The organism is Sphingomonas sp. NFX23, from assembly GCF_049887795.1.
Classification (GTDB): domain Bacteria; phylum Pseudomonadota; class Alphaproteobacteria; order Sphingomonadales; family Sphingomonadaceae; genus Sphingomonas.
Genome location: NZ_JAGEKH010000003.1, coordinates 634758 through 660505 on the forward strand (window position 1 = coordinate 634758; position 25748 = coordinate 660505).

At 66.3% G+C, this 25748-nt stretch carries 25 protein-coding genes; 15 read left to right on the plus strand and 10 right to left on the minus strand.

Going from position 1 to position 25748, the window contains the following annotated elements; all coding sequences use genetic code 11:
* Positions 1 to 4: 4 nt before the first annotated feature.
* From J4O76_RS10535 to J4O76_RS10545, 3 genes are all read right to left on the minus strand, one after another.
* Positions 5 to 1201 (minus strand): acyl-CoA dehydrogenase family protein, encoded by a 1197-nt coding sequence (locus J4O76_RS10535; RefSeq protein WP_426281862.1) that lies wholly within the window; start codon positions 1199 to 1201, stop codon positions 5 to 7.
* Positions 1202 to 1447: 246 nt separating this feature from the next.
* On the minus strand, positions 1448 to 2986 hold the full coding sequence (locus tag J4O76_RS10540) for an alginate export family protein (protein WP_426281744.1): 1539 nt from the start codon (positions 2984 to 2986) through the stop codon (positions 1448 to 1450).
* A gap of 51 nt (positions 2987 to 3037) precedes the next feature.
* A complete protein-coding gene (locus J4O76_RS10545) occupies positions 3038 to 4384 on the minus strand; it encodes a dicarboxylate/amino acid:cation symporter (RefSeq protein WP_426281745.1) in 1347 nt (448 codons plus the stop codon).
* Between the two features lie 204 nt (positions 4385 to 4588).
* On the opposite strand from J4O76_RS10545, the gene J4O76_RS10550 reads away from it, so the two are divergent.
* Complete coding sequence (locus J4O76_RS10550; protein ID WP_426281747.1) at positions 4589 to 6373, plus strand: sensor histidine kinase; 1785 nt, start codon at positions 4589 to 4591, stop codon at positions 6371 to 6373.
* Entirely contained in the window at positions 6370 to 7692 is a 1323-nt protein-coding gene (locus J4O76_RS10555) for a sigma-54-dependent transcriptional regulator (protein ID WP_426281749.1), read from the plus strand. The genes J4O76_RS10550 and J4O76_RS10555 overlap by 4 nt, the downstream gene beginning before the upstream one ends.
* Before the next feature lie 151 nt (positions 7693 to 7843).
* Here the strand turns inward: J4O76_RS10555 and J4O76_RS10560 are convergent, their stop codons facing one another.
* The 3 genes from J4O76_RS10560 to J4O76_RS10570 are packed head-to-tail and all read right to left on the minus strand — an operon-like array spanning position 7844 to position 10856.
* A complete protein-coding gene (locus tag J4O76_RS10560) occupies positions 7844 to 8902 on the minus strand; it encodes an AbrB family transcriptional regulator (RefSeq protein WP_426281751.1) in 1059 nt (352 codons plus the stop codon).
* Positions 8899 to 9561, minus strand: coding sequence for a spermidine synthase (locus J4O76_RS10565; protein ID WP_426281753.1), 663 nt, complete (start codon positions 9559 to 9561; stop codon positions 8899 to 8901). The genes J4O76_RS10560 and J4O76_RS10565 overlap by 4 nt, the downstream gene beginning before the upstream one ends.
* Positions 9558 to 10856: an Hsp70 family protein gene (locus J4O76_RS10570; protein WP_426281755.1), complete on the minus strand. Its 1299-nt coding sequence runs from the start codon at positions 10854 to 10856 to the stop codon at positions 9558 to 9560. Before J4O76_RS10570 ends, J4O76_RS10565 begins: the two co-directional genes overlap by 4 nt.
* Before the next feature lie 287 nt (positions 10857 to 11143).
* On the opposite strand from J4O76_RS10570, the gene J4O76_RS10575 reads away from it, so the two are divergent.
* Positions 11144 to 12967, plus strand: coding sequence for a diguanylate cyclase (locus J4O76_RS10575; RefSeq protein WP_426281756.1), 1824 nt, complete (start codon positions 11144 to 11146; stop codon positions 12965 to 12967).
* Positions 12968 to 13112: 145 nt separating this feature from the next.
* Here J4O76_RS10575 and J4O76_RS10580 read toward each other — a convergent pair whose 3' ends face one another.
* Entirely contained in the window at positions 13113 to 13466 is a 354-nt protein-coding gene (locus tag J4O76_RS10580; protein ID WP_426281757.1) for a lysozyme inhibitor LprI family protein, read from the minus strand.
* Positions 13467 to 13613: 147 nt separating this feature from the next.
* On the opposite strand from J4O76_RS10580, the gene J4O76_RS10585 reads away from it, so the two are divergent.
* The 3 genes from J4O76_RS10585 (at position 13614) to J4O76_RS10595 (ending at position 15525) form a co-directional block, all read left to right on the plus strand.
* On the plus strand, positions 13614 to 14552 hold the full coding sequence (locus J4O76_RS10585) for a Gfo/Idh/MocA family protein (protein ID WP_426281759.1): 939 nt from the start codon (positions 13614 to 13616) through the stop codon (positions 14550 to 14552).
* Positions 14553 to 14769: 217 nt separating this feature from the next.
* On the plus strand, positions 14770 to 15027 hold the full coding sequence (locus J4O76_RS10590; RefSeq protein WP_426281760.1) for a hypothetical protein: 258 nt from the start codon (positions 14770 to 14772) through the stop codon (positions 15025 to 15027).
* Between the two features lie 78 nt (positions 15028 to 15105).
* Positions 15106 to 15525 (plus strand): lysozyme inhibitor LprI family protein, encoded by a 420-nt coding sequence (locus J4O76_RS10595; RefSeq protein ID WP_426281761.1) that lies wholly within the window; start codon positions 15106 to 15108, stop codon positions 15523 to 15525.
* Between the two features lie 12 nt (positions 15526 to 15537).
* On the opposite strand, the gene J4O76_RS10600 is transcribed toward J4O76_RS10595, so the two are convergent.
* Positions 15538 to 16446, minus strand: coding sequence for a LysR family transcriptional regulator (locus J4O76_RS10600; protein WP_426281762.1), 909 nt, complete (start codon positions 16444 to 16446; stop codon positions 15538 to 15540).
* An 87-nt stretch (positions 16447 to 16533) separates the two neighbouring features.
* On the opposite strand from J4O76_RS10600, the gene J4O76_RS10605 reads away from it, so the two are divergent.
* The 9 genes from J4O76_RS10605 (at position 16534) to J4O76_RS10645 (ending at position 24438) form a co-directional block, all read left to right on the plus strand.
* Complete coding sequence (locus tag J4O76_RS10605; protein WP_426281764.1) at positions 16534 to 17568, plus strand: aldo/keto reductase; 1035 nt, start codon at positions 16534 to 16536, stop codon at positions 17566 to 17568.
* Between the two features lie 11 nt (positions 17569 to 17579).
* Positions 17580 to 18773, plus strand: coding sequence for an MFS transporter (locus J4O76_RS10610; protein WP_426281766.1), 1194 nt, complete (start codon positions 17580 to 17582; stop codon positions 18771 to 18773).
* 75 nt (positions 18774 to 18848) lie between these two features.
* Positions 18849 to 19616, plus strand: a complete 768-nt coding sequence (locus J4O76_RS10615) for an SDR family oxidoreductase (protein WP_426281767.1) — start codon at positions 18849 to 18851, stop codon at positions 19614 to 19616.
* Positions 19617 to 19721: 105 nt separating this feature from the next.
* Complete coding sequence (locus J4O76_RS10620; RefSeq protein ID WP_426281768.1) at positions 19722 to 20378, plus strand: PepSY-associated TM helix domain-containing protein; 657 nt, start codon at positions 19722 to 19724, stop codon at positions 20376 to 20378.
* Positions 20379 to 20389: 11 nt separating this feature from the next.
* Positions 20390 to 20884 (plus strand): DUF2271 domain-containing protein, encoded by a 495-nt coding sequence (locus J4O76_RS10625; protein ID WP_082453308.1) that lies wholly within the window; start codon positions 20390 to 20392, stop codon positions 20882 to 20884.
* Between the two features lie 10 nt (positions 20885 to 20894).
* Positions 20895 to 21734 (plus strand): DUF4198 domain-containing protein, encoded by an 840-nt coding sequence (locus J4O76_RS10630; RefSeq protein ID WP_426281770.1) that lies wholly within the window; start codon positions 20895 to 20897, stop codon positions 21732 to 21734.
* Between the two features lie 38 nt (positions 21735 to 21772).
* A complete protein-coding gene (locus J4O76_RS10635; RefSeq protein WP_426281771.1) occupies positions 21773 to 22744 on the plus strand; it encodes an FAD:protein FMN transferase in 972 nt (323 codons plus the stop codon).
* A gap of 202 nt (positions 22745 to 22946) precedes the next feature.
* On the plus strand, positions 22947 to 23708 hold the full coding sequence (locus J4O76_RS10640; protein WP_426281772.1) for an NUDIX hydrolase: 762 nt from the start codon (positions 22947 to 22949) through the stop codon (positions 23706 to 23708).
* Position 23709: 1 nt separating this feature from the next.
* A complete protein-coding gene (locus tag J4O76_RS10645) occupies positions 23710 to 24438 on the plus strand; it encodes an extensin family protein (protein WP_426281773.1) in 729 nt (242 codons plus the stop codon).
* A gap of 164 nt (positions 24439 to 24602) precedes the next feature.
* On the opposite strand, the gene J4O76_RS10650 is transcribed toward J4O76_RS10645, so the two are convergent.
* Positions 24603 to 25157, minus strand: a complete 555-nt coding sequence (locus J4O76_RS10650) for a hypothetical protein (RefSeq protein ID WP_426281774.1) — start codon at positions 25155 to 25157, stop codon at positions 24603 to 24605.
* 236 nt (positions 25158 to 25393) lie between these two features.
* The gene (locus J4O76_RS10655; protein WP_056051272.1) at positions 25394 to 25693 is read right to left on the minus strand and encodes a hypothetical protein; all 300 of its coding nucleotides are present in this window, start codon (positions 25691 to 25693) and stop codon (positions 25394 to 25396) included.
* Positions 25694 to 25748: the final 55 nt, after the last annotated feature.

A 25748-nucleotide genomic window follows, 5' to 3' on the forward strand; every position in this document is an offset into this window, starting at 1 on the left:
GGTATCAGAGACCCAGGATGGCTTTGGAGATGATGTTCTTCTGGATCTCGTTCGACCCGCCGAAGATCGACAGTTTGCGGTTGTTGAAATAGCTCGGCGCCGCCATCGCCGCGTCCTCCGGGCCGACATCCTCGCCATTCCACCCGGCCTCCAGAGCTTCGGGTATGTAGGGCGCCGCGTACGATCCATAGGCGCGACGCGTCAGCGACGTGATCTCCTGCCGGATCTCGGTGCCCTTGATCTTGAGCATCGAGCTCTCCGCACCCGGCGCACCGCCACCAGCGACCGCCGCGAGCACGCGGAGGTTGGTCGTCTGCATGTTGGCCAGATCGATCTCGACCCGCGCCATCCTTGCCGCGAACAACGGATCATCCGCCAGCGAACGCCCGCCTTTCTTCTGCATCTGCGCGACTTCCTTCAGCCGCTCGAACGACGCGATCGAGAAGCCGACGCCGGCGATGTTGGTGCGCTCATAGGTCAGCAGATACTTTGCGTAGGTCCAGCCTAGATTCTCTTCGCCGACGAGGTTGGCGACGGGCACCTCGACATCGGTGAAGAACACCTCGTTCACCTCCTGCTCGCCGTCGATCAGCGTAATCGGGCGGACCTCGATGCCCGGCGACTTCATGTCGATCAGCAGGAAAGAGATGCCCTCCTGCTTCTTCGCGGTCGCGTCGGTACGGACGAGGCAGAAGATCATGTCGGCATGCTGGCCGAGCGTCGTCCAGGTTTTCTGGCCGTTTACGACATAGACGTCGCCCTTCCGGACCGCGGTGGTCTTGAGGCCCGCGAGATCGGACCCGGCGCCCGGCTCCGAATACCCCTGGCACCACCAGTCGGAGCCATCGAGGATCCGCGGCAGCCACTGCTTCTTCTGCTCTTCGGAACCGAATTTGATCAGCACCGGTCCGAGCATGTTGACGCCGAACGGCACCACGCGGGGCGCGTGCGCGAGCGCGGACTCATTGTCGAAGATGAAGCGCTGGATCATGCTCCAGCCGGGGCCGCCCCATTCCTCGGGCCAGTGGTTCGCCAGCCAACCGCGTTCGTTGAGGATCGCGTGCCATTCCTCCATGTCCGACTTGCGCAGCCGCTTACCCTCGCGAACCAGCGTCGAGAGGCGCGCGGGCAGTTTGTCGCGGAAGAAGCTGCGGACTTCCTCGCGAAAGGCTTCTTCCTCGGGCGTGAAGCTGAGATCCATGGCCATGTGACTCCTGATGTTGGAGCCTGTGTGCCACAGTCGATCGTAGAATTGAAGGACCGGTATGGTCCGAAACGAAGAAAACGCGGCGCCGAACGACGCAGGTTAATCCAGACGGTATCCGACGTCTTTCCCCTCCCTGAAACGGAGGGGTCGGGGGTGGGTAGGCCGCTCGAACCACGCGCGTTCGACCATGCGGAAGCCGACCCACCCCCAGCCCCTCCCTTCCAGGGAGGGGGGAAAACGTCAAAACCGGTAGCTGATCCAGCCAGCCAGGAAGTCAGAGTTCTTGTATCCCGCGTTCGTCAGCGCAGGCCCGGCGATCAGATGCTCGTAGCGCCCGGTGAAGGACAGCCGCGAGGTGAACGGGTACACCGCCTGGAACCGCAGCGTATCGGCGATCTTCTTGCCCCCGAAATTCTGCGTGCCTGCAAACGCCGAGCCGTTCGCGCGGTACACCGCATCGCTCGTCGTATCGCGCCACGAGCGCTGATATTCCGCGGTCAGCCGCAGCTTGTCGAACACGCTGAACGTCACGTTCGGCGCCAGCGCGACCAGGTTGGTCGGCGTCGCGAACAGCTGATAGCTGTAATAGATGTTGTTGCCGAACGGCGCCAACGAGTTGCGCAACGTGCCGTTACCGTACGCGCCGCCGCCGCTCGCATAATCGGCGTGGAAGCCGACGCGGGGCGCGGACTTGCCTTCGCCGAGCTTGTAGGTCTGCGCCAACAGGATCAGCCACGCCTTGATCGAGCGATTGTCGTACGAACCGCCCTGGTAATTGATCGTCCAGTCGAGATTGACCGGCCCGGCATCACCCCAGACGTGCAGGCCGTAGAAGTTGCGAACTTCGCGCGCATTGTCCGTGCCCCATACCGCCGCGCGGTTGCGCAGGCGCCAGAGGAACGGATCGACGTACAGCTTCGAGCCCCCGAACAGCGTCTCCGGCACGACGATGCCCGTCGAGATGCCCGAGAAGCGCCGCGCGCTCTCCGCATTGTCATCCTGTGTACCGCCATTGCCATACGCAGTCGGCTTGAAGTCGAACACGTCGGCGCGGACGCCGGCGGTGCGTGCCCAGGCGCGGAAGCCGTTGAAGCCGAAGAACAACGTGTTGTTGTCGCGCGGCACGACCAGCAGGTTGGGACCGTCCGCAAACGTCTGGCGGCCATAGCGCACGCCGACGTCGACATCGGCGACCGTCCCGGTCAGATCGACGAACGCCTGCTGCACCGCAAGCTTGTTGCGCAGGTTGGGCAATGCGGTGCCGAGATTTCGACCGTCCAAAGTACCGTGGGCCAACTCGCCGTAGAAGCGGAGATGCTCACCGACATGCAGATCGGCCCCTCCAAACAGGCGGAGAATGTCCTGCCGCTGTGCCTCGGCATCGCGCAGATTGGGGTTGGTCGTCTGGTTGACGCGCAACCGCGCCTCTCCCGACAGCGTCAGATAGACGTCGCCATCACCCGAGATCGAGATGAACTTCAGCTGGTCGACGATGTCCTTGCGCTTCTTCGGATCGCGCAGCTTCGACCAGTCCTCCGCCCAGCGCGACTGGTTGTAACCACCCGCCGTCACGCCGTCACCGATCGCGGCATTGGGATAGCTCTCGGCGATCGGCGAGGCCTCGGCGATGCTCGACACGTCCTTGGCGCCGGCATTCGCCTGTCGCGAGGGCGGCGCTTCGGCCTGCGCCATGGCCGCGCTCGAAAAGGCCAGGGTCGAAAGTGCGGACGCGGCAAAGCCGGCCGCATACGCCATGCGGCGGATCGTCATCGAGGTCATAAGCAAATATCCGGTACAGGACGCGGGACCGGCGAACCGGCCCCGTACGCGTCAGTGGGCGGTAGCAGCGGCGGGGATCGCCGCCGGCACGAACTCGGGGAGCTTGCCCGACAAGGCGGCATCGAGCTTGTCGCGGTCGAGACCGCCTTCCCAACGGGCGACGACGATCGTCGCGACCGCGTTGCCGATGAAGTTGGTGAGGCTGCGGCACTCGCTCATGAAGCGGTCGACGCCAAGGATCAGCGCCATGCCCGCGATCGGCACCGTCGGCACGATCGACAACGTCGCGGCCAAGGTGATGAAGCCCGCGCCGGTGACGCCCGCCGCACCCTTCGAAGAGATCATCGCGACGACCAGCAACAGCAGTTCCTGGCCAAGCGTCAGGTGCGTGTTGGTCGCCTGCGCGATGAACAGCGCCGCCAGCGTCATGTAGATGTTGGTGCCGTCGAGATTGAACGAATAGCCGGTCGGCACGACCAGCCCGACGACCGACTTCTCGCAGCCTGCCGCTTCCATCTTCTGGATCAGGTTCGGCAGCGCGGCTTCCGACGACGAGGTGCCGAGGACCAGCAGCAGTTCCGCCTTCAGATAACGGATCAGCTTGAAGATCGAGAAGCCGGTCAGCCGTGCGACGGTGCCGAGGATGACGATCACGAACAGCGCCGCGGTCAGATAGAAGGTCGCGACCAGCGCGCCGAGATTGGCGAGGCTGCCGATCCCGTACTTCCCGATCGTGAACGCGATCGCACCGAACGCGCCGAGCGGGGCCGCGCGCATCAGGATGCCGACCAGCTTGAAGACGATCAGGCTGAGCCGCTCGAGGAAGTTCAGCACTGGCTTGGCAGGCTCGCCGACCAGGCTCAGCGAGATGCCGAACAGGATCGCGACGAGTAGGATCTGGAGGATGTTGCCCTCGGTGAACGCGCTGACCATCGTGTCCGGGATGATGCTCATCAGGAACCCGGTGATCGTCGTCTCGTGCGCCTTCACGGTGTAGTCGGCGATGCCCTTGGTATCGAGCGTGGCGGCGTCGATGTTCATCCCCGCGCCCGGCTGGACGACGTTGGCGACGATCAGACCGACGATCAGCGCCAGCGTCGAGAAGAACAGGAAGTAGGCGAACGCCTTGCCCGCGACGCGGCCGACCGAGCCGAGCTCCTTCATCCCGGCGATACCGGTGACGAGCGTCAGGAAGATCACCGGTGCGATGATCATCTTCACCAGCTTGATGAACGCATCGCCGAGCGGCTTCAGCGCCGCGCCATAGGTCGGATAGAAATGCCCGAGCGCCGCGCCGAGCGCGATCGCGATCAGGACCTGGATATAGAGCTGGCCGCTCCAGCGCTTCCGTGCGGGCGTTTCCGCGACGCCATATGTCTGAGTGGGTAGGGTCAACATCGCCTCCTGGTATTCTCGTCCACTCACGCGGGACGTTATGTGCGACGGTAATGCCGGGCCGGACCGGGGACTACAAGACCAGCCCCTTCATCGCTTAGAACGTTGGTTTTCAGCCATTTACCAGCATACCCATTGTTCGGACGTGTGGAAATCGCCGCGTTTCACCAATGGCGCGGCCAGTGCGTGTGTGATAATCCGCACAAAATGACGCGACTCCGATCTTCCCTTTTCATCACGGCGTTGACGGTGCTGATGGCGTTCGCGGCGCTTGGCACGATCGTCGCGGGAGTCGCCTCGATCTACGGCCAGCGCGCCGCTCAAGACGCGCGCGCAGGCGTTCGGATGCGCGCGGTCCAGCAGACGCGGAGCAACCTTCGCCTGCTCGAAGCCGAGTTGCAGACCTATCGCCTGCTACCGATCATGCTCGGCGAATATCCCGACGTCCGCGCGGCGCTGGCCTCGGGCAAGGTCGACCCGGCGCTCAACACCAAGCTCGCGCTGCTGGCGGAACGCACCGGCGCCCCGGTGATCTACGCACTCGACACGCAGGGCATGGCGATCGCCGCCTCGAATGCCGGGCGCCCCGACAGCTTCCTCGGCCACGACTACCGGTTCCGCGACTATTTCACCAAGGCGATGGTGTCGGGCGCGACCGAGTTCTTCGCGCTCGGCAGCGTCAGCGGGCGGCCGGGCCTGTACCTGTCGCGACGGATCGACCGCGCCGGTCGACCGCTCGGCGTGGTCGTGGTCAAGGTCGAGTTCGAGAAGATCGCGCGCGCGTGGATCCAGGACCGGATGGCGACCTTCGTCACCGATCCCGACGGCGTCATCCTGATCTCCAGCGATCCGAAGCTCGAATTTCGGACCACCCGCCCACTCTCGCCTTCGCGCCGCGCCGAGCTGGTCGAGACGCGCCAGTTCGGGGCATCGCCATTGGCCCCCGCCCTACTCACCCTTGCCGAGGGGGTTTCGCGGCTGCCCGACGGATCGCCTGCGATCACGGTGTCGCTGCCCGTGCCGATCTCGGGCTGGCGGCTGGTGCATATGGAGCCGCTCGACGCCGCCCTGCGCACCGCCGCCGCCCGCACGCGCTGGGCCACCGCGATCGCCGCGATGCTGACGATCGCGGCGATGCTCGGCGCGTGGTGGCTGTACGAACGGCGCAAGCGCAACGTCGGCGCGCGCGCGGAACTGGAGGCCGAGGTCGCCCGCCGCACCGCCGAGCTCCGCGCCACCGCCGACCGCCTCCAGATCGAGGTCGAGCAGCGCGAAGCGTCCGACCAGCGCTTCCGCCAGGCGCGCGAGGAACTGGCGCACGCCAACCGCGTCGGCTCGATCGGCACGATCACCGCCAGCGTCGCGCACGAGATCAACCAGCCCGTCGCCGCGATCCGCACCTTCGCCGACAATGCCGCGGCCTTCCTCGACCGCGGCGAACCGGCACGCGCGGCAACCAATCTCCAGTTGATCGTCGACCTCACCAGCCGGATCGGCACGATCACCGCCGGGCTCAGGCGCTATGCCCGGCGTGGCGCAGGCTCGATCGGCCCCGTGGCGCTCGACGAGGCGATCGACGGCGTCCGCTTGCTGATCGGCGACCGCTTCCGCGCCAAGGGCGTGACGTTAGACCTCCCAACCGGCCCCGAGGCGCGCTTGACGGTGATCGCCGGCCGCGTCCGCCTGGAGCAGGTGCTGGTCAACCTCCTCCAGAACGCGCTCGACGCGGCCGCCGACCGCCGAGATGCCCGGGTGAGCGTCACCGTCGGTCGGAAAGGGCGCGACGTCGTGCTGACCGTCGCCGACAACGGTCCCGGCATCGAGGCCGACATCGCCGACCACCTCTTCACCCCGTTCGCGACGAGCAAGAAGGACGGCCTCGGGCTCGGTCTCGGCATCGCGCGCGACATCATGACCGAGTTCGGCGGCACGCTCGACCTCGTCCCCGCTCCAGAAGGCGCCATCTTCCGTATGATCCTGGTGAAGGCATGAGCGAGCAGGCCGTCTTGCTCGTCGACGACGACGACGTGTTGCGCGGGGCGCTGGAGCAATCGTTCGAACTCGCCGGGATCGCGGTGATCGCCGAGCGCGACCCGACCGTCGCGCTCGCCCGCGTGACCGCCGGGTTCGACGGCGCGGTGGTGTCCGACATCCGCATGCCGAAGATGGACGGGCTCGAACTCTTCCGCCGGATCGCCGCGATCGACCACGAGATCCCGGTGCTGCTGATGACCGGCCACGGCGACGTCGCGATGGCGGTCGCCGCGCTCAAGAACGGCGCGTTCGACTTCATCCCGAAGCCCTTCGCCACCGATCACCTGATCGCCGGAGCGCGCCGAGCGCTCGAAATGCGCCGCCTCGTGCTCGACAACCGCCGCCTCCGCGCCGCCGCCGAGGAAACAATCGGTGCCGAACCGCTGATCGGCGAGACACCGGTAATGGTCCGCCTGCGCGAGACGATGCGCCAGATCGCGCAGGCCGATATTGACGTGCTGGTCGAAGGCGAAACCGGCACCGGCAAGGAACTCGTCGCGGTCCTCCTCCACCGCTGGAGCAACCGCCGCTCCCGCCCCTTCGTCGCGGTCAACTGCGCCGCATTGCCCGAGGCGGTCGCCGAGATCGAGCTGTTCGGCCATGACGGCGACTCGCGCCTGCCCCGCACCGGCCGGATCGAAGCCTCGAATCGCGGCACGCTGTTCCTCGACGAGATCGAGAGCACACTCCCCGCATTCCAGGCGAAGCTGCTCCGCGTGCTGGAGGAGCGCGAGGTGATGCCGGTCGGCGGCGACCTGCCGCGTGCGCTCGACCTCCGCGTGATCGCCGCCGCCAAACCCGGCCTCGAACAGGCAGTCGACGAAGGGCGGTTCCGCGCCGACCTACTCTTCCGGCTCGACGCTGTTCGCCTCCGCATCCCGCCCTTGCGAGAACGCCGCGACGACATACCGCTGTTGTTCGGCCACCTGCTCCATCAGGCGGCAGAGCGGTTCGGCCGCGAGGTGCCGACGATCGACACCGCGACGCTTGCCTATCTCGGCCAGCACGACTGGCCCGGCAATGTCCGCGAACTCGACAACCTCGCGAAACGCCTAGTGCTGCGCGTCGAGGCCGAGGATGCGGCGGACGAAGACGGCATCCCCCTCCCCGCCCGCGTCGACAAGTTCGAGGAAGCGACGATCCGCGCCGTGCTCCAACAGGTCAGCGGCGACGTCCGCTCGGCCTTGGCCGCACTCGGCATTCCGCGAAAGACATTCTACGACAAGCTCAAGCGCCACGAGATCGACGTCGAGGCGTATCGCCCGACGAAGGGCTGATAGCGCTCAAGCGATGCCCAACCAGTCTTCCGTCATGCCGGGCTTGTTCCGGCATCCACGGTCCCGCACAGTCAACGGCCGATGAGTATGCGGAACGGTGGACCCCGGAACCAGTCCGGGGTGACGGATCGATCGGGCAAGACCTCTCAATCTAAGTCGGAATACCCGGCGGCGGCACTCTGCCCTGCCGCGTTACCACGAACTTCGCGAGCGGCGGCCCGATCAGCAACACCCCCAGAAACCGCAACACCTGCAACGCCATCACGAACGGCACGTCCACCGGGCTCGACGCAGCGATGATCGCGACCGAATCCATTCCTCCCGGGCTCGTAGCCAGATACGCGGTGACCGGATCGATCCCCCACCAGCGCGTCAACGCCGCCGCGATCCCGCCGCAGAACGCGATCAGCAACGCCACCGACAACAGGATCCGCGGCATCGCCTTGCCCGCCACCCGCAACGTATCGCGCGTGAACGACAGCCCGATCCGCCACCCCACCACCGCATAGCTGATCGCCAGCAGCCACTGCGGCAACACTGGCTGCGCAACGCCGGTGACGTTGAGCGCCGCCCCAGCGACCAGCGACCCGAGCAGCGCGCCGGCGGGAAGCTTCAGCACGACGCCAACGCTCGCACCGACACCGGCAATCGCGATCGTCCGCAGCACGGCGACCGGGTCTACAGAGGCGAACCACGTCGCCGCGACATGATGCCCGCTCCCACCGCCGACCATCACCGCCGCCAGCACCGACGCGACCACCGCCACGCTCACCACCCGCGTGTAGGTCATCACCGCGACCAGCCGCGAATCCGCGCCATAGGCCTGCGCCATCAACACCATCGCGCTCGCCGCGCCCGGCGTCGATCCCCACACCGCGACGGTCCCCGGAAGCACCTGCCACCGGCTCAGCAAGTATCCAAGCACGCTGCTCGCCGCGAGCGTGACGAAATTGACCATTAGGAAAACCGGCCAGTGATCCGCCACCGTCGCGACGATCCCGGTCGTGATCGACCCCGCGATCAGCGTCCCGACCGCCGCCTGTGCGCCGCGAAACGCAGACGTCGGCACGCTCAGCGACCATCCCCGCACCGCCAGCACGACCGCGGCGACCATCGGTCCGAGCAGCAACCCCGCAGGCAGCCCGGCCAGCTCCAGCAGCCCCGCGATCACCGCCGACAGCGCGATCAAGACGGCCCACCGCCAGATCATGGCTTGGTAGCGAACCAGATCGTGTGCCGCGCGCCGCCCTTCCGCGTAGCCCGCGCGATAACCTCGTCGACCGCGAAGCCCGCTTCGACAAGTCGCATGGCGAACGGCTTGCTTGGCGCAGAAGACCATACGGCGAGCACGCCGCCCAGTCGCAACGCCGCACGTGCTTGAGACAACCCGCGCGCGCCGTAAAGCCGGTCATTACCCGGCCGCGAAATCCCGTCGGGTCCGTTATCGACATCGAGCAGGATCGCGTCCCAATCACCCTCCGCGATCGCCGCGGCGACATCGCCCTCGACGATCCGCGTCCTCGGATCGGTCAGGCTGTCCCCGTGCAGCGCCGCCATCGGCCCGCGCGCCCATTCGATCACCGCCGGCACGATCTCCGCCACAACTACCTCCGCGTCAGGCCCAAGCCGAGCCAGCGCCGCGCGGAGGGTAAACCCCATCCCAAGCCCACCGATCAGCATCCGAACACCCGGCCGCCCACCGATTCGCTCGCAAGCCTGCTCCGCCAGCGCCTCTTCCGATCCGCTCAGCCGGCTGTTCATCAACTCGTTCACACCGAGCATGATCGAGAACTCGGCACCACGCTGGAGCAACCGGAGCTCACCCCCACCCGGCACCTGCGCCGTCCCAAGGAGTACGCGAGGGATCATGCCGACCAAGCCGCGATATCGTCCTGCTCGCCAATCAAGGCCAGCCCATGCGCGATCGACGTCAGTTCGCCGCCACTCATGATCGCGGCCTCGCCGAACCGCTCGACGAAGATCCGCCGGATGCGCGGGATCAGCGACGATCCACCGGTCAGGAACACCCGGTCGATCTCGCCGCCACCGACGTTCGCCACCTCCAAGGCCCGGTCGACCGCCGCCTCGATCCGCACGACGTCGTCGGCGATCCAGCCCTCGAACTGCGCGCGCGTCACGTCCGCCTCGATCTCCAGCCCCGCGCCCGCAAAGTGGAAATGCGCCTCCTCACCACTCGACAGCGCGCGCTTGAGCGACCCGACCGCATCATACAGCGGATAGCCAAGTTCGTTCTCGATCACCGCAATCATCCGCCCGATCGCGTCCGGATCGACCGCGGTCTTCTGCAACCGCTCCAGCTCGGTCATCGTCTTGCGGTTGCGCATCAACGCCAGCCGCGACCAGTCCGCGAAGTCGGCGAAATACGCGCGCGGGATCTCCAGTTCCTTGCCGAACGACTTGTACGCGCCGCCCTTGCCCAGCATCGGCAGCACCAGCCGGTCGAGGATCCGGTAATCGAACCGATCGCCCGCGATCCCGACGCCTGCGTGACCCAGCGGCGTACACCGCCGCGCCGCGCCCGGTTCGGCCACGCGCACCACCGAAAAGTCGCTCGTACCGCCACCGAAATCCGCCACCAGAATGGTCGCCGGCTCGGTCAGCCGCGTCGCGTAGCTGTACGCCGCACCGAGCGGTTCGTAGACGTAATGGATCTCCGCGCCGAAGCCCTTGAACATCGCGTCATACCGCGTCCGCGCGAGCGCCTCGTCAGGCCGCGCGCCGGCATATTCGACCGGCCGCCCGACCACGATCCGGTGCGGCCGCGTATCGAGCTTGCCGTCGGCGTGCGAAATCAACTTTTCGAGGAACAGCTGGCCCATCTCCTCGAAGCGATAACGCTTGTCGAAGACCGAGGCCTGCTCGAACGTCTTCATCGCCGCGACCGACTTGAACGACTGGATGAACCGGCTGTCGAGCGGGTACTCCATATATTCCGCGATCGCCCACGGCCCTGCATCCGACGCGAGCCCCTTGCCGCTGTCGTCCTGCCAGAAGCACAGCGCCGAACGGAATACCGGGCTCGTCTCCGCAGGGGCGGCGAACGTCACGAGTTCGGGCGTCCCGCCGCGCGTCCCCAGCGCCACGACGCTGTTGGTCGTGCCGAAATCCAGCCCCAAAGCGGGGCCGCCAGCGTCCGTCTGCATCGCGTCGTCCTTCAATGAACGCGCGCCTATGCCGATGCGGGGGCCGGGATGGCAACCCCGTGCGTGCTTCGGCGGACCAGTTGAGCGGGTTTGGTTGAGCCGCGATCCATGACTGGATGACCGCACACAGCGGAAGCCCGTTAAGAGTCGGTCTCCAGCGGTTTGCCCTTTTCCGAGCGAGCCGTTCGCACAGATTTTATCGGGCACGCCTCTTTTCCCGCGGACGAAACAAGGCCGGTCCCTCGCAGCGTAACCAAACGCTAAGCTCTTGGGGATAAGCATGCGCGATGTTCGTATCGCTGACAGCGCGTATCACCGCGATCGGGCTCATAGTCCTCATCGCGTTGGCGTCTTTGGCGGGGCTCCTCGCCGATGCGTCGTATCAGGCCAGCCAGAGTGTTCACTGGGCCGCGCATTCCGCCGGGATCATCGAGACGACCGAGGCCGCGCTGGGCGATCTGCGCGAGGCCGAATCCGGCCAGCGTGGCTTCGTCATCACGCGCGATCCAGCCTATGCTCGGTCGTACGCCGAACGTGTGGATAGCGCTGCCCGAACCATCGCCCGAGTCGTTGAACAGACCGACGACAATCCGCTTCAGCATGCACGGGCGCAGGAAATCGCGTTGCTGATGAAGGAACGCTCCGCCTTTTTGCTGCAACCGTTGAATCTTGCCCGCCGGGGTGATTTTTCCGGCGCAGTCACGGTCATCGCGAGTGGCCGCGGCCGCGAACTGATGGATGCGATCAGCGTGCGCGCGCAGGGCTTTCTCGACGAGGAACGCGCGCTCCAGTCCACGCGGCAGGACGCGGCGGTTCAGCGGCTGGAAAGCGGCAAGAGACTGGCGATACTCGGCGCGATCGCCGTCGCCCTCGTCGTCGTCGGCAGCTTTGCACTGCTCGTTCGGGCGATCCGCCGCCCCCTGGCGACCATGATGCGAGCGATGACCGCGCTTGGCAGCGGCGAACAGGACGCCCGCATCGATACTGCGATGGGATCGCGCGAATTTACCCGCCTTGCCGTCGGCTACAATGCGATGGCCGACCGATTAAGGGGTGCCGTCGCAGACCAGGGCACCAGCGAGCGGCAATTGCAGATCGTCAACACCGAACTTGAGCAGAACACGAAGTCGCTGCGTGAACGCGGCGACGTGATCGAACTGCTCGGCGGCATGGCGCATCGCATGCAGGCCGCGCGCACCGACGACGAGTTGGCGCAGATCGTCCGAGTGTTCGTACCACAGGTGCTCCCCGACATCCCCGGCGCGCTGTACGCACACAACAACTCGCGCAATTGCCTTGCCCCCGTCGCGAGCTGGGGCGGCATCACCGTGCCGATCGAAGGCTTTGCGCCGGAGCGGTGCTGGGCGCTGCGTCGCGGCCAGAGCCACTCGGTCGAAGACCCCAGCCGAGAAATCGTCTGCGGGCATGTCGCGGAGAACGAGGTGTATCACTGCGAACCCCTGCTCGCGGGCGGCGAGGTCATCGGCGTGCTCTATCTCCAGGGCAGGATCGGAGCCGAGAACCGCTTCCGGATGAACGTGCTGACCGAGAACATCGCATCCGCGCTGGTCAACCACCGCTTGCAGCGATCGCTGCGCGAGCAGACGATCCGCGATCCGCTCACCAGCCTGTTCAATCGTCGCTACATGGAAGAAACGCTCAAGCTGGAGATCGCCCGATCCTCGCGCGCGGGAACTCCGCTCAGCCTCGTCATGTGCGACATCGATCATTTCAAGCGGTTCAACGACGAGTTCGGCCACGATGCCGGCGACTCTGTGCTGCAGATGGTCGCGGCGGAGATGCGCAGCCGGTTCCGCGACGGCGATGTCATCTGCCGCTTCGGCGGCGAGGAGTTCACGATCATCGCGCCGGGCACGACCGCGGAAGCGCTTGCCGGTCGTGTCGAGACCGTGCGACGCGCCATAGCGGAACTGGCCGTCCGACACGGCAACCGCACGCTGGGCTCGACTAGCATGTCGTTCGGCATCGCGACCTGGTCCGACGCCATGGACCGGGATGGCGCGACACTCATCCAGGCGGCGGACATGGCGTTGTATCAATCCAAGCTTGACGGCCGCAACCGCGCCACCATCAGCATGCTAGCGGCTTGATCCGGGTCGTTCGGACCGGTCCCGGCGCGCCGTCGACTGGAACAGCGTCGCATTGAGAACCGGATTGCCCGGATAGACGATCTCACCGGACTGAAGTCTCTCTCAGACCCCGCTCCGCTTCCAATCGGCTGCGGCAGGAATCACATCAGCGGTAGCGCGCAAGCCACGCGGTGCGCCGATCGGTCTGCTTGGTCAGGCAGGCGGGATGGTTCAGGCGTTCAATCGTGCCGACGCCGTCGCCTTGATCGAGCGGGCAGGCAGCGTCGCGCTGCTTGATCCAGGCGCGCTGCGACGTGCGCAATGCGGCGCGACGCGCAGACGGCAACCGTTTCATGGCGGCGGCATAGGTCCTGTTCAGTCGCCCATCTGCCCGCTTGTAATCCGCGCCGAAACAGGCCGCCATCGCTGGGGTGATACCCTGTGCGGCCTCCCCGGTGTTGAGGCAGCGGTCGAGGTCGGATGAGCCGGCCAGGGTGAGGGCAAACGCTAGAATCAGCATTTCAGGTCTCCTTTCCCAGTCCAACGTCGCAAGGCCGGGTCGGTTCTGTTGCGCATGCGTAAATCGTCAGCCACGCGGGAGCGACGTATCGGCACGGAGCGCGATTGCGGTATCTAGCGCACCGGAATTGACAATTCGGAGGTCGCGATGCGCGTGTTGGTGACGGGATTGGGCGACATCGCTCACAAGGGGTATCTGCCGGTGCTGGCGGCCAACCCCGAACTGGAGCTGCATCTGGCGACGCGCGATCAGCAGGTTCTCCGTGAAGCCGGACGTTCGTTCCGCGTGCCCCACCTCCATGCCAGCGTAGAGCGTGCATTGGCGGCGGCGACCTTCGACGCGGCCTTCATCCACGCCGCGACCGGTGCGCATCCGGCCCTCGTTCGACTGTTGCTGGAGCGGCGTATCCCCACCTTCGTCGACAAGCCACTCGCCGACAATCTTGCTGAAACCCAACAGCTTGTGGCGCTGGCCGAACACCAAGAGACCCTCCTGACAGTCGGGTTCAACCGCCGGTTCGCGCCGGACTATGCGGCGCTTCGTGGTACCGGCCCGAGCTTGATCGTCATGGAAAAGCACCGTCACCGACAGGCCGACACCCCGCGCAAAGTGGTGTTCGACGACTTCATCCATGTCGTCGACACGCTGCTGTTTCTGGCGCCTGCCCCAGTGCAACGCCGCACGATCGAGACTCATGTCGAGCATGGACTGCTCAAAGCGGTGACGCTGATGCTGGCCGGCGACGGCTATACGGCCATCGGCACGATGCACCGGGATAGCGGGCTCGATGAAGAACGACTGGACGTGATCGGGAACGGCGTGCGGCAGTCGGTCCGGAACATGGCGGAACTGGTGCGCTCGGCAGGCACGGAGTGCCACCACCGGCGCGGTGACTGGACTTCCGTCGGCCGTCAGCGTGGCTTCGAAGCGATGTGCGCCGACTTTCTGACGGCAGCACGCGCGGGCCGTACCACCCCGGCCGCAGACATTCTGGCGACACACGCGCTCTGCGAAGCCATCACCGCCCATGCGGATGCGGAAGCAACACCGGACCGACCGTCTTATACAAATATTTCAGCTAATTAGAACATCATTCGAGGCACTTGAGAAATACGCATCAAGTATCTCAAACCAAATCGGTTGGGTTTGAGCGTCGAATTCTCCTCGTCGTAAGCAACTAGTCCGCATCAATAACCGCTACAATTATCTGTCCGATCCGGACATGTTATCATCAGGAACTCACTCGGTCTGGAATCGTTGGTGCCCCGCAGCCGCAACGGCTGTTCCATGAGAAGAGTGACTTATGATTAAAACATTGATTCTCGGCGCGTCCGCCGTCGCCATGACTGCCCTGCCAGTTGCGGCCAACGCCGCGCCTGTCGCCAATTCGGCACAGTCGCTCTCGGTCGCGTCGCCGGTTCGTGCAGGCACGTCGTCGAAGAAGGCGAGCAATCTCACGGGCGTGAGCATTGTTCCGCTGATCATCGGCGTCGGCATCGTCGCTGGCGTGACGTACCTGATCGTCGACCATGAAGACGACAACAACTCCGACAGCAACTAAGTGAAATGGGTCGGGTAACACCGGCCCATTTTTCTATCGAACAGATTGCCGCGGATCGACCCGCATCGAGGCGAACCGATGACCCGCGCATGGCTTCTCCTGACGCTGCTGGCATCGCCCGCCGACCTTGCCGCAATGCCGTCGGGTGATCCTACCGGCACCAGCTTGGCGCGTTGCCTCGAGCGCGAATCCAACGCCTCCACCGCCGGCCAGACCGAATGCCAAGCTACAGCGCTGCGCGACTATGATCGGCGCCTGAACCTTGCGTACGCGGCACTGCTGCGGCGGCTCCCTGCCTCGGCAGCGCAATCCCTGCGCCAATCGCAAAGGGCCTGGATCACCTTCCGGGATGCCGAGGACAGGGCGCGAACTGCTATCTACGCCACCCGCAGCGGCACGATGTACGTCCCGATGGAGGCGGCCGCCGGAACAATCCTGACGCGAGACCGCGCGCTGCAACTGGAAGGCTATGCGCGCATACTCTCGATTGAGCGCTGACCGTCCGATCGCCTAGTTGGCCAGCCGGGCGACGAGGAAGTCGACGAACACGCGCACGCGCGCCGGCGTGTTCGTGCCGCCGACGAACACCGCGTGGATCTGCTCGACATCGCCAGGGTTGAAGTCCTCGAGTACGGGCACGAGCCGTCCTGCGGCGATGTCGTCGACGACGCTGAACGCGCCGACACGCGCGATTCCGACCGCCGCACAGGCAAGCTGGCCCAGCGTCTCGCCGTTGTTTGCCTCGATATTGCCCTTCACCGACAACGCGATATCCTGCCCGTCGCGGCGGAATGGCCAAACCGGTTCGACGCGACGAAAGTTGAAGTTGAGGCAATTGTGCGTGTGCAGGTCTTCGGGGACCATCGGCGTCCCGCACCGTGCGAGATAGTCGGGCGCCGCGACGATGACGCGCCCGCTTTCGCCCAGCTTGCGCGCGGTCAGCAGGCTGTCGGCCAGCGGACCGAAGCGGACCGCGACGTCCGCTTGCCCGCCCGCGACATCGACGAGCGTATCGGTCAGCGCGAAATCGACCAGGATATGCGGGTACGAACGCGCGAACTCGCCCAGCAACGGCACGATGCACAACCGCCCATGCGATAGCGCGGCGCTGATCCGCAGCCGCCCGCGCGGCGCGCCCTGATCGGCGATCTGCTGCTCCGCGTCGTCCAGGTCGGCAAGAATCCGCCGCGCGGTCTGCAGATAGACCTGCCCCTCGACGGTCGGCGTCAGGGCCCGCGTAGAGCGCAGCAGCAACCGCACGCCAAGCCGTGTCTCGATCCGGTCGATCGACCGCGCCACCGCCGATGGCGTCAGCCCCAGCGCGCGCCCAGCCCCCGAGAAACTGCCCTCGCGCATCACCGTCGCGAAGATCTCCAGCGCACGGGCCCGGTCGGCGCCTATCCCGATCTTTGCGTCCACGTCACAAATCCTTCGCCGTCACATCGTCTAATAAGGGGGCACCATACCGTCCATCTATGCACCAACGCGAACATCGGGGATACGCACATGGACTATCGGCAATTGGGATCATCGGGCTTGCGCGTTCCCGTGTTGAGCTTCGGCACCGCGACCTTCGGCGGCACCGGGCCGTTGTTCGGCGCATGGGGACGCAGCGACGAGACCGAAGCACGGCGGCTGGTCGATGTCTGCCTGGAAGCGGGCGTGACATTGTTCGACACCGCCGACGTCTATTCGAACGGTGCCTCGGAGTCCGTGCTCGGCGCGGCGATCAGGGGGCGGCGCGACCGGGTGTTGATCTCGACCAAGACCGGCCTGCCGATGGGTGACGGCCCGCAGGATTGGGGCGCGTCGCGGTCGCGACTGATCCGCGCGGTCGAGGATTCGTTGCGGCGGTTAGGAACCGATTACATCGACCTGCTCCAACTTCACGCCTTCGATGCATCGACCCCGACGGAGGAGGTGATGGGCACGCTCGACATGCTGATCGCTGCGGGCAAGATCCGCTATGCGGGCGTGTCCAACTATCCAGGCTGGCAGGTGATGAAGGCGCAAGGCATCGCCGACCGCCACGGCTCGCCGCGGCTGGCCGCGCACCAGGTCTATTACTCGCTGATCGGCCGCGCGTACGAGGCGGACCTGATGCCGGTCGGCGCGGACCAGGGAGTCGGCGCGCTGGTGTGGAGCCCGCTTGGTTGGGGTCGCCTGACCGGCAAGATCGGGCGCGACCGGCCGATCCCCGCGGGCAGCCGCCTGCACGACACCGAACAGTTCGCACCGCCGGTCGAGGCCGAGCACCTCTACCGCGTGATCGACGCGCTCGAGGCGGTCGCGGCGGAGACGGGCAAGACGGTGCCGCAGGTCGCGATCAACTGGCTGTTGCGCCGCCCGACCGTATCGTCCGTCATCATCGGCGCACGCAACGAAGCCCAGTTGCGCGACAATCTGGGGGCGGTCGGCTGGGAACTGACGGCCGCACAGGTCGCTGTGCTCAATACGGCCAGCGATGTGCTGCCGCCCTACCCCCATACGCCCTATCGCCAGCAAGAGGGTTTCGCCCGGCTGAACCCCGCGCTGGTCTGAGGAACGACATCATGAAACTCAATCCCGGCCTGCTGGCCCTCGCCGTCGGCGCGTTCGGCATCGGCGTGACCGAATTCGCGCCGATGGGGCTGCTTCCCGTCATCGCGAGCGATCTCGGCGTGTCGATCCCGACCGCGGGATTGCTGATCAGCGCCTATGCGCTCGGCGTCGTTATTGGTGCGCCATTGATGACGTTGACCACCGGGCGGGTGCCGCGGCGGACGTTGCTGATCGCACTCGCCGGTATCTTTACCATTGGCAACCTGCTCGCGGCGGTATCGACCGGCTACGGCATGCTGATGGCCGCGCGGATCCTGACCTCGTTCAACCACGGCGCGTTCTTCGGCGTCGGGTCGATCGTCGCGGCCAGCCTCGTGCCGGCGGAACGGCGCGCGGGCGCGGTGGCGGCGATGTTCATGGGCCTGACGATCGCGAACGTCGTCGGCGTGCCGCTCGCGACCTGGGCAGGCGACCATCTCGGCTGGCGCGCGTCGTTCTGGGGCATATCGGCACTCGGCGTGGCAACGATGGCGGCGCTGCGGCTGACGCTGCCGGCTTTGCCTGCGCCCGAGGGCAGCGATGCGATGGCGGAACTGCGTGTGCTGACACGGGGCCCCGTGCTCGGCGCGCTTGGCCTGACCGTGGTGGGCGCGAGCGCGATGTTCACCGTGTTCACCTACATCACGCCGATCTTGCGCGAAGTGACTCACGCCTCGCTCGGCTACATCACCGCGATGCTGGTGACCTACGGCCTGGGGCTGACGCTCGGCAACTGGCTCGGCGGCCGTTTCGCCGATCGCTCGGTCGACAAGACGTTGATCATCACGCTCGCCTCCCTGACGGCGATCCTGATCGTGTTCGCACTGCTGATGCCGTTCAAGATTCCGACCGCGATCCTCATCTTCCTCTGGGGTATCGCGAGTTTCGCGCTCGTTCCGCCGCTGCAGATCCGCGTGATGCATGCCGCGGCGGACGCGCCCAACCTCGCATCCGCCATGAACATCGGTGCGTTCAACCTGGGCAATGCGATCGGCGCGGCGGTCGGCGGCGGCGTGATTGCGGCAGGGTTCGGGTATCCGGCGGTGGCGATGGCGGGTGCCGTCTCGTCGGCGCTTGGCCTCGTCGCGGTGATCGTCAGCGTTCGTCGGAATACGGTACGCGATCAACGCCATCCGGCTTCGGCGAGTCCGGTCGAGGTTATGTAGAAGCCGCCCCCTGATCGATGGGGACCGAACGCGCATCGCCTGCGTTGTACGGCCGCTATCATCAGGAGACGCGGCATGAATCCGACCGGCAACACCATCCTCATCACCGGCGGCGGGTCGGGTATCGGCGCCGCGCTGGCGCAGCGTCTCCACGATGCGGGCAACGCGGTGATCGTTGCCGGCCGACGTCAGGAAGCGCTCGACGAGACGATCGCGGGGCGCGAGAACATGAGCGCGATGACGCTCGACATCGACGATCCCGCCGCGATCGAGGACTTTGCGCAGCGCCTAATTGCCGAACATCCCGCGCTCAACGTTCTGGTCAACAATGCCGGCATCATGAAGCTGGAGGACGCCGCGACCCGCCGTGATCTGACCGATGCGGAGGCGACGATCGTCACCAATCTGCTGGGTCCGATCCGACTGACCAACGCGCTGGTCGATCATCTTGCAGCGCAATCCGGCAGCACGATCGTCAACCTGACGTCTGGGCTTGCCTATGTCCCGCTGACCGCCGCCCCCACGTATTCGGCGACCAAGGCGGCGATCCATTCCTACACCGTGTCCCTGCGTCGCGTTCTGGACGGCAAGGTCGAGGTGATCGAGATCGCACCCCCCGGCGTACAGACCGGCCTTACCCCCGGGCAGGAAACGCGTCCCGGCTATATGCCGCTGGAGGCGTTTGCGGATGAGGTCATGACGCTCTGGACGCAGCAGCCGACGCCTAACGAGATACTCGTCGAACGTGTTCGGCCGTTGCGCAATGCCGAAGCCGATCATCGCTTTCCGGAAGCCGTCGTGCAGTTGAACGAGATGGCCGAACGCGCGCGCCGCGGGGGCTGATCGCTGGTGCCTCGACGTACGAAACGTCGAGGCACCACCCGCCTTTTCTGCTAACTATTCTCAATAGCCTTGATCTGCCTGTCGCGAGCCGATAGGCGGACGACTGTGAACGCCTCCCAAACTTCCCCGTCGCCCGCGACGATCGCCAAGCGCAAACGCAAGTGGCGAAGCTGGTGGCTCAAGCAATTGCACAGCTGGCACTGGATCAGCGCGGCGCTGTCGCTGACCGCGATGCTGCTGTTCGCGATCACCGGCATCACGCTCAATCACGCGGCATCGATCGGTGCCAAACCGGTCGTCGTGGAGAAAAGCGGCACGTTACCGCGCTCGCTGCTCCACATGCTGAGCGCGCCGCATACCGCCGACGCGCCGCTTCCCGTTCCCGTGGCTAAGGCGGTCGTCACCGCGGTCGGGCTCGATCCCGCCGGCAAGCCCGTCGAATGGTCCGATAGCGACGCCTATGTCGCCTTGCCCCGCCCCGGCGGCGACGGCTGGGTCAGCATCGCGCGCGCGACCGGCGCGATCACCGCGGAAACCACCGATCGCGGCTGGATCTCCTATCTGAACGACCTGCATAAGGGTCGCAACGCGGGCGCGGCGTGGTTCTGGTTCATCGACGTCTTCGCGGGCGCGTGCATCCTGTTTACGCTTACCGGGCTGCTGTTGCTGCAACTCCACGCGCGGCACCGGCCTTCGACCTGGCCGATCGTCGCGGCCGGGCTCGCGCTTCCCGTCTTGCTCGCCATCCTGTTCATCCATTGAGGGGTTTCGCCATGCGTCCTACCGCGTTCCTGTTGCTCGGCGGGGCGATCACCGCGCCTGCCCTGTTGTCGCCTGCGGTTGCAGCGCCGCCCGGTGCGGTGACGATCACGATTCCGCGGCTCGACGTCGCCGAATATCATCGCCCCTATGTCGCGGTGTGGCTGGAGCCGGTCGGTGGGGGCGCGCCGCGGACGCTGGCGGTCTGGTACGACCTTAAGAAGCGCGGCAACGATCCCGGCACCAAATGGCTCGCGGACCTGCGCGCCTGGTGGCGCAAGGGCGGCCGCAGCATGACGATGCCCGCCGACGGCGTCAGCGGCGCGACGCGGACGCCGGGCCAGTACACCATCCCCCTGCCCGCCGACGTCAAACCCGGCCAGTATGTCCTCAACGTCGAGGCTGCGCGCGAGACCGGTGGTCGCGAACTCGTCTCCGTACCGCTTACCGCCGGAGCCCGCACCACGGGCAAGACCGAGCTCGGCGCCGTCGCCATCTCCGCCCGCTAAGGATCACAGCATGAAGCCTTTTGTTGCACGCCTGATGGCCGCCGCTGCGCTGCTGTCGATCCCCGCCGCACTGTCGGCGCACCGCATGTGGTTGTTGCCGTCGGCCACCGTGTTCTCAGGGACCGATGGCTGGGTCACGGTCGACGCCGCCGTCTCGAACGACCTGTTCTTCTTCGATCACCAGCCGCTTCGCCTCGACGGCATGAAGGTCTGGCAGCCCGACGGTAGCGAAGGCGCACTGCAGAACGGCGCAACCGGGCGCTATCGCTCGGTATTCGACGTGAAGCTCGACAAGCCCGGCACGTGGAAGATCGGCACGCAGATGTCCGCCGTCATGGGCAGCTTCAAGGTCGATGGCGTCGAGAAGCGCCTCGGCGGTCGTCGTGGTCCGCCGCAGCCGAACGCGCCTGCCCCGCTGACCGTCGCCGACATCCCCGCCAACGCGACCGACGTTAAGGTCACCGAGGTGTCGGGCCGCAACGAGATCTTCGTGACCGCGGGCGCGCCGACCACCACCGTCTTCAAGCCGACCGGCAAGGGCCTCGAGTTCGCGCCGATCACCCACCCCGACGAGCTGGTCGCGGGCGAGACCGCCAAGTTCCGCTTCCTCGTCGACGGCAAACCCGCGACGGGGCTGAAGGTGACGGTGATCCCAGGCGGCAAGCGTTATCGCAATGAAGAGGGTGCACGCGAGCTGACCACCGGCGCTGACGGCGTGCTCAGCGTCTCGTGGCCGACCGCCGGGATGTACTGGCTCAACGCGACGCTGGCCGACGCCAAAGCGACTTCGCCGCGGGCAACCGAACGGCGGATGAGCTACGTCACGACGCTCGAAGTGCTTACGCCCTGAGGCGTTCGGCATGAGTTTGGCGGCATGAGTTTGACGGCATGAGGATCGCGCTGCCGCCGACGATCGACGCCGCGGCGTTCGCGGCGCGCGATCCGTCGGCGGTGGTGCTCGATCTGCACGGCGAGACGATGGGGACGTCGTGGAGCGTACGCTTCGCCGCGCCCGCCGGCACCGATCCGTCGTCGATCCGCGCCGTGATCGTCGCGCGGCTGGCCGGGCTCGTTGCGGAGATGAGCCACTGGGCATCGGATTCGCTGCTGTCCCGCTTCAACCGGTCGCCGGGCGGCACCTGGACGACGCTCCCACCCGACTTCGCACACGTCATGACGCGCGGCCTGGCGATCGCGGAGATAACCGACGGCGCGTTCGATCCGACGATCGGCAGGCTCGTCGATGCCTGGGGGTTCGGCCCCATCCCCGTCGTCTGCCCCCCCGGCACGCTCGAAATCGAGAAAGCGCGCGCGACATCGGGCTGGTCCCGGCTCTCGTTCGCCGCCACCGGCGCGCACCTCCGCCAACCCGGCGGCATCGCGCTCGACCTGTCGGGGATCGCCAAGGGCCACGCGGTCGACGCCATCGCCGACCTGCTGCACGACGTCGGCATCGCCAACGCGCTAATCGAGATCGGTGGCGAACTCGTCGGTCGCGGGATCAAGCCGGACGGCGATCCCTGGTGGGTCGACCTCGAAAGCCCCCCAGGGCTGACACTCCCCCCGCTCCGGATCGCGCTCCACGGCCAAGCGGTGGCAACCTCCGGCGACTACCGCCGCGGCGCTCACACGCTAGATCCACGCACCGGACGCCCGATCGAAACGCACGTCGTATCCACCAGCGTTATCCACCACACCGCGCTCGACGCCGACGCCTGGGCAACCGCACTCACCGTGCTGGGGCCGGACGGCCTCGACCTCGCGCGCAATCACGGCATCGCCGCCCGCCTCGTCACCGAGATCGACGGCACCGCGCAGGAGTATTTGTCGCCTGCCCTGTCGGCGATGCTCGAAGACTGACCACCACCGTCATTCCCGCGGAGGCGGGGCCCCATATCGGCAAGCCTCACGATACGATCATGAACTTTCCGAGGGTAAGCAATTCCGTCGGTGCAGCGACCATGCCTGCGCAAGACCAGCCTTCGCAAAATTGGGACGCAGGAGCATGCCCGCTCCACCCCACGACGCTACCCGATCCCGCCCTCGCGCGTTACCAAAGCCAATGACCGACGCGCTCCCCTCCGCCATCCCCGCCGCGACGCTCGTCATCTTCCGCGACACGCCAGCCGGCCCCCCGGAACTGCTGATGGTCGAGCGTGCCAAGGCGATGGCGTTCGCGGGCGGCGCACTGGTATTCCCTGGCGGCCGCGTCGATCCCGGCGACCACGCGCTGGCGGCGGTGCTAGGCTCGCCCGACAACGAAACCGCCGCGCGCATCGCCGCGATCCGCGAAACGATCGAGGAGGCCGGCCTGCCGATCGGCCTGTCACCGATGCCCTCTATTCAAGCCTTCGAGCGGTTGCGCGCCGCCCTTCACGCCGGAACCGCGTTCGGTGAAGCACTGGCGGACGCAGACACGTCCCTCGATCTCGATGCACTGGAATATTTCGCCCGCTGGCGGCCAGCACACGCCCACGCGCGCATCTTCGACACGCGCTTCTATCTCGCCCGCCTGCCCGCCGACGCCCCCGCCCCGCGGGTCGACGAGACCGAGAATGTCCACCTGTTCTGGGCAACCGCCGCGCACATTCTCGCCGAGACCGATGCCGGACACGCGACGATCATCTTCCCGACCCGCCGCAATCTCGAACGCCTCGCGCAGTTCGCCGATTTCGACGCCGCGGTCGCTAACGCCCGCGCGCATCCGATCCGCACCGTCACGCCGTGGACCGAGATACGCAACGGCGTCGAGTATCTCTGCATCCCCGACGACCTCGGTTATCCGATAACGTCGGAGCCGATGTCGGACGCGGTGCGCGGCTGACATGCGCGCGGTGCGGAGGACGATCGGGTGGCTGGTGGCGCTGGTCGTCATCGCGACGCTGGCGCTGATGCTGTGGGCGGGCCTGCGTGGCCGGCCGCAGGACCTGCCTTGGGCGCCGCTCGATCTCGGCCAGCCGGTCGGCCTGTTCACGGGCCGCGCGCTCACCGCGCTGACCGAGGATTTCCCGCAATGCCGCGCGCTGCTCGACCGCGCCGGCGTCCGCTACACCGTCCTGCCACCGCGCAAGGGCGACGGGCAGTGCGGCTATGCAGACGGCGTGCGCCTGACCGGCGGTGCTCGAAAGATCGCCTTCGCACCTGCCGGGTTGGGCGTCGCCTGTCCGGTCGCCGCGGCGCTGGCGATGTGGGAATGGAACATCGTCCAGCCTGCCGCCGAACGGCACTTCGGCGCACGCGTCGCGACGATCGATCATTTCGGCAGCTATAGTTGCCGCCGCATCGCCGGCAGCCATTCGAGCAACTGGAGCGAACACTCGACCGCCGACGCAGTCGACATCGCCGGCTTCCGACTGACCGACGGCACGCGCATCACCGTCGCGCGAGACTGGAAAGGCGACGATCCCAAGGCCGCATTCCTCCGCGAAGTCCGCGACGGCGCCTGCCAGCTGTTCGCGACGACGCTGTCCCCCAACTACAACGCCGCGCATGCCGACCACCTGCATCTCGACCAGGCGAACCGTGGGTCGATGGGATGGCGTGCGTGTCGGTGATCCGATCCCCCCTGGTTACCCCACCCCCGGCGAAGGCCGGGGTCCAATTGGGAGACCTCGCTAAACGAAGGGGTGTGCATCGTTACTGCGACCTCTCCAATTGGGCCCCGGCCTTCGCCGGGGTGGATAACGCCCTGGCAGTCCGCCTCGCTAACCGCGAGATTTCAGCTCGCCAAGGTTGTCCCCGAATCCACCTTCTCGACCCAGTAAGGAAAGAAAGCCGGCTGCCGGTTCGACCAACCCGACGCGGTCGCCGCCGCCTCGCTGATCGACTGAAGCAGTTTGCGCCGCAGTTCCGGATGCAGATGCGGCAGCGCCGCCGCCGCGCAGAACGCAGACGGCAGCCAGGGCCGAACCTCAGCCCCGATCAACCGCTCGTACAGGAACCGCAGCGCCGAAAAACTCGTCAGCCGTCCCTGCCCTAGGTCGAACGCGACCAACGTCATCAGCGGCGCCAGGAACGGCTCGATCGCGTCAACCCCGCTGTCGTCCGGCACCATCGTGCGCAGATCGGAAAGATTGTTGTACAGCCGCGCCTGCGCCCGGATGCTTGCCGCCTCGACCACGTCGCGCGACCAGCGCTGCATCGCGTCCTCACGGTCCAGCCCCACGTCGAGCGAACGCCGGATATACCGCTGCGTCGAACTCGGAAAAGCCGCGAATTCCTTCATCTCGGCGAGGGTCGTCGACCCCTGTGCCGGTTTCATTCTGGAAGCCATGTCGTCACCCCGCTCTCGTCAAGGAACCGGCAGACTATGCGCTCGGATGGTTAACAACGACCCTATCGCGCGTCATCTTTCCGTAACACCAAGCGACCATGAAAGCTGTTGCGCTGCAACAAGGCTGCGACGAACCGAACGAAACTAAGCGATTTGATCGTCTTGCGCGGCGTTTGGGCAACAAAAAAGCGCCGGTCGTTGCCGACCGACGCCCGTTCGTTGAGCAGATGCGAGGCTTACGCCTGCTTTTCGCGCAGCGCCCGCTCGGCATCCTCGTCATAGCCCGACGACTTCGCCGGCTCGGTACCAGACCCCGGCTGCGTCGCAGAGATCGGATCGCTGCCGTCCATCGACTCGTCGAGCCCGTTGTCGAGACGCGCGTCTGCGCTGTCGGGATTCTTCTGCAGGCGCTTGCCGATCGACTTGTCCTGGCCCGCCTCCTGACGCGGATCGCGGCCCGAGCTCTTGCCCTCCGCATCCTTGTCGTCGGGCGCTACGGACAGGCTATCCAACGCGCTCTTGTCTATGTCGGTCATTGCGACGTCCCTTTTTAATCTTGGCGATGACCAACGGTCGAAGTGCGCTTTGTTT

Coding starts and splice junctions, on each gene's coding strand:
- J4O76_RS10585 (WP_426281759.1), top strand. CDS start 13,614: ATGCGCGTGTTGGTGACGGGATTGGGCGACATCGCTCACAAGGGGTAT.
- J4O76_RS10575 (WP_426281756.1), top strand. CDS start 11,144: ATGTTCGTATCGCTGACAGCGCGTATCACCGCGATCGGGCTCATAGTC.
- J4O76_RS10625 (WP_082453308.1), top strand. CDS start 20,390: ATGCGTCCTACCGCGTTCCTGTTGCTCGGCGGGGCGATCACCGCGCCT.
- J4O76_RS10645 (WP_426281773.1), top strand. CDS start 23,710: ATGCGCGCGGTGCGGAGGACGATCGGGTGGCTGGTGGCGCTGGTCGTC.
- J4O76_RS10655 (WP_056051272.1), bottom strand. CDS start 25,693: ATGACCGACATAGACAAGAGCGCGTTGGATAGCCTGTCCGTAGCGCCC.
- J4O76_RS10650 (WP_426281774.1), bottom strand. CDS start 25,157: ATGGCTTCCAGAATGAAACCGGCACAGGGGTCGACGACCCTCGCCGAG.
- J4O76_RS10540 (WP_426281744.1), bottom strand. CDS start 2,986: ATGACCTCGATGACGATCCGCCGCATGGCGTATGCGGCCGGCTTTGCC.
- J4O76_RS10635 (WP_426281771.1), top strand. CDS start 21,773: ATGAGGATCGCGCTGCCGCCGACGATCGACGCCGCGGCGTTCGCGGCG.
- J4O76_RS10630 (WP_426281770.1), top strand. CDS start 20,895: ATGAAGCCTTTTGTTGCACGCCTGATGGCCGCCGCTGCGCTGCTGTCG.
- J4O76_RS10590 (WP_426281760.1), top strand. CDS start 14,770: ATGATTAAAACATTGATTCTCGGCGCGTCCGCCGTCGCCATGACTGCC.
- J4O76_RS10545 (WP_426281745.1), bottom strand. CDS start 4,384: ATGTTGACCCTACCCACTCAGACATATGGCGTCGCGGAAACGCCCGCA.
- J4O76_RS10580 (WP_426281757.1), bottom strand. CDS start 13,466: ATGCTGATTCTAGCGTTTGCCCTCACCCTGGCCGGCTCATCCGACCTC.
- J4O76_RS10605 (WP_426281764.1), top strand. CDS start 16,534: ATGGACTATCGGCAATTGGGATCATCGGGCTTGCGCGTTCCCGTGTTG.
- J4O76_RS10535 (WP_426281862.1), bottom strand. CDS start 1,201: ATGGATCTCAGCTTCACGCCCGAGGAAGAAGCCTTTCGCGAGGAAGTC.
- J4O76_RS10560 (WP_426281751.1), bottom strand. CDS start 8,902: ATGATCTGGCGGTGGGCCGTCTTGATCGCGCTGTCGGCGGTGATCGCG.
- J4O76_RS10615 (WP_426281767.1), top strand. CDS start 18,849: ATGAATCCGACCGGCAACACCATCCTCATCACCGGCGGCGGGTCGGGT.
- J4O76_RS10570 (WP_426281755.1), bottom strand. CDS start 10,856: ATGCAGACGGACGCTGGCGGCCCCGCTTTGGGGCTGGATTTCGGCACG.
- J4O76_RS10640 (WP_426281772.1), top strand. CDS start 22,947: ATGACCGACGCGCTCCCCTCCGCCATCCCCGCCGCGACGCTCGTCATC.
- J4O76_RS10555 (WP_426281749.1), top strand. CDS start 6,370: ATGAGCGAGCAGGCCGTCTTGCTCGTCGACGACGACGACGTGTTGCGC.
- J4O76_RS10610 (WP_426281766.1), top strand. CDS start 17,580: ATGAAACTCAATCCCGGCCTGCTGGCCCTCGCCGTCGGCGCGTTCGGC.
- J4O76_RS10595 (WP_426281761.1), top strand. CDS start 15,106: ATGACCCGCGCATGGCTTCTCCTGACGCTGCTGGCATCGCCCGCCGAC.
- J4O76_RS10550 (WP_426281747.1), top strand. CDS start 4,589: ATGACGCGACTCCGATCTTCCCTTTTCATCACGGCGTTGACGGTGCTG.
- J4O76_RS10565 (WP_426281753.1), bottom strand. CDS start 9,561: ATGATCCCTCGCGTACTCCTTGGGACGGCGCAGGTGCCGGGTGGGGGT.